This is a genomic window from Pseudomonas sp. P5_A2_2 (assembly GCF_054177685.1).
This window is the reverse complement of the sequence record NZ_JBGCUL010000895.1, coordinates 1-1,808: the sequence shown is the minus strand read 5'-3', so window position 1 is coordinate 1,808 and position 1,808 is coordinate 1. Positions and strand designations below refer to the sequence as shown.

Genomic DNA, 1,808 nt, shown 5'->3' with positions numbered 1-1,808 from the left:
GCAATGATCAGTGAGTTCACCGCGCCCTCGGCCTGRCCTTCGGCGAGTAACTCTACGGCGCTGAAGGTGTCCGGGGCTTCGATCAACCTGATCCGGGGAAATTCTCTGCGCAGGTAATCCATGAGTGGATTGCCGCGGGCAATGGCCAGGCGCTTGCCCTGCAACTGCACGAGGTTGGTCGGGCTGTCGGCGGCTTTGCGGGTCAGCAGGACGTAGGAATTTTCCAGAAAGGGTCGGGTAAAGTTCAGTTGGGTTTGACGTTGCGCGCTGGGAAGCAACGGGGCGATCACATCGGCCTTGTTGTCCTTGATCTGTTTGATCATTTCGTCATCGCTCCGACTGCGCCGGATGTCAAAGCGCAAGCCGGTGCGCAGCCTGATCAGCTCAAGCAAATCCGCGGTGACCCCGCGAAAGTTGCCGTTGCTATCGAAAAACGTCAGTGGCGCAAAGGCTTCGTTGACGACGACGCGCACTATCGGGTGGCGTGCCAGCCAGCGCTCTTCCCGTTCAGTGAGTTGCAACTTTTGATCGGTCAGCAGAATGTCGCTACCGGCGCTCCAGCGTTTGGCGATGTTTTCTCGTTCACTGGAGGGGATGGCCGTGATCGTCGCGTTGATGATGCCGAGCAGCTCGGGGGTGTTCCTGTTAACGGCGAAGCTGAAACCATAGGCTTCATGTTTGCCGAAGTTGGCCATCCGGATGTTGTTCAAGTATCCCTTGTTGATCATGTAGTGAGTTGAAATGGTGTCACCGAGAAACACGTCCGCCTGATCGAAAGCAACGGCGTTGATCGCATTCTGGTAGGAGGGATAGGACGTGATGATCGCTTTCGGGTACAACGCCCTGACTTCCGTCAGCGGCAAGTAGTGATACACCATGCTCAGGCGCAATCCGGCCAGGCCATCGGTGAGGGATCGGGTTTCCCCTTCGCGGGTCACCAATACGGGTTGGTCGACGGCATAGGGTATCGACAGTGCAATGTCGGCATTGCCAGCTTCGAATCCATTGGCGGTGCCTAGCAGATCGACTTCGCCGCTTTCCAGTGCAGCGATCGCGGCCCCTCGGGAATCGAAACGCCGAACCGTGACGGGCAAACCGGTTATTTTTCCCAGAAGACCAGCGTAATCGGCGGTAAACCCTTCATAGTCCTGCCCACTGGTGGTCAGGTCGAAAGGGGGGTAGTCCGGGGCCGACGTCCCGAGCGTCAGTTCATGTTTTTGCTTTATCCATTGCCGTTGGGATTCATCCAGCCGAACCTCCATTGCTCCGGCCTTCGAACGGCTGAGCAGCGTGTAGTGTTCACTGTTCGGTGCCCCGAACAACGAGGTGCTCAGGCATAGACCTGCAGTCACCTGTATCAGATAAATCTTCAAACGGCTGGGCATCGTGGGTCTCACACTAGCGCGTTTCGTTTAGCCATCTCGATTAGTTCAACCAGGGATTTGGCTTTGAGCTTCTGCATGAGGCGCTTTTTGTAGGTGCTCACGGTCTTGTTGCTCAGAAACATCCCCTTGGCGATTTCCTTGTTTGTGCGACCTTGGGCAAAAAGTTGCAAGACCATCAGCTCCCGGTCGTTTACGGATTTGAACAGTTCCAATTCGATGCAGCGTGTTTCATCTCCGTGGACAGGGTTCAAGGCCTCACTCGGGAAATAGTTGTAACCTGAAAATACCGCTTTTATAGAGCTGACCAGTTCACTGATGTCCTCTTGTTTGCAGACATAGCCCGAGGCACCGGATTGCATGCAACGAATGCCGAAAAGTGTCGGGCATTGTGCGGTCAGTACCAGTGTTTTAGGAGGATTACTC

General features: G+C 55.3%; 2 protein-coding genes. Both read right to left on the bottom strand.

Translation table 11 applies throughout. The annotated features are described in order from the left end of the window. On the bottom strand, window positions 1-1,385 hold a 1,385-nt coding region (locus ACXRVY_RS27035; RefSeq protein ID WP_458238735.1), incomplete at its 3' end, for a transporter substrate-binding domain-containing protein. Between the two features lie 8 nt (window positions 1,386-1,393). Then, on the bottom strand, window positions 1,394-1,808 hold a 415-nt coding region (locus tag ACXRVY_RS27030; protein ID WP_458238734.1), incomplete at its 5' end, for a LuxR C-terminal-related transcriptional regulator.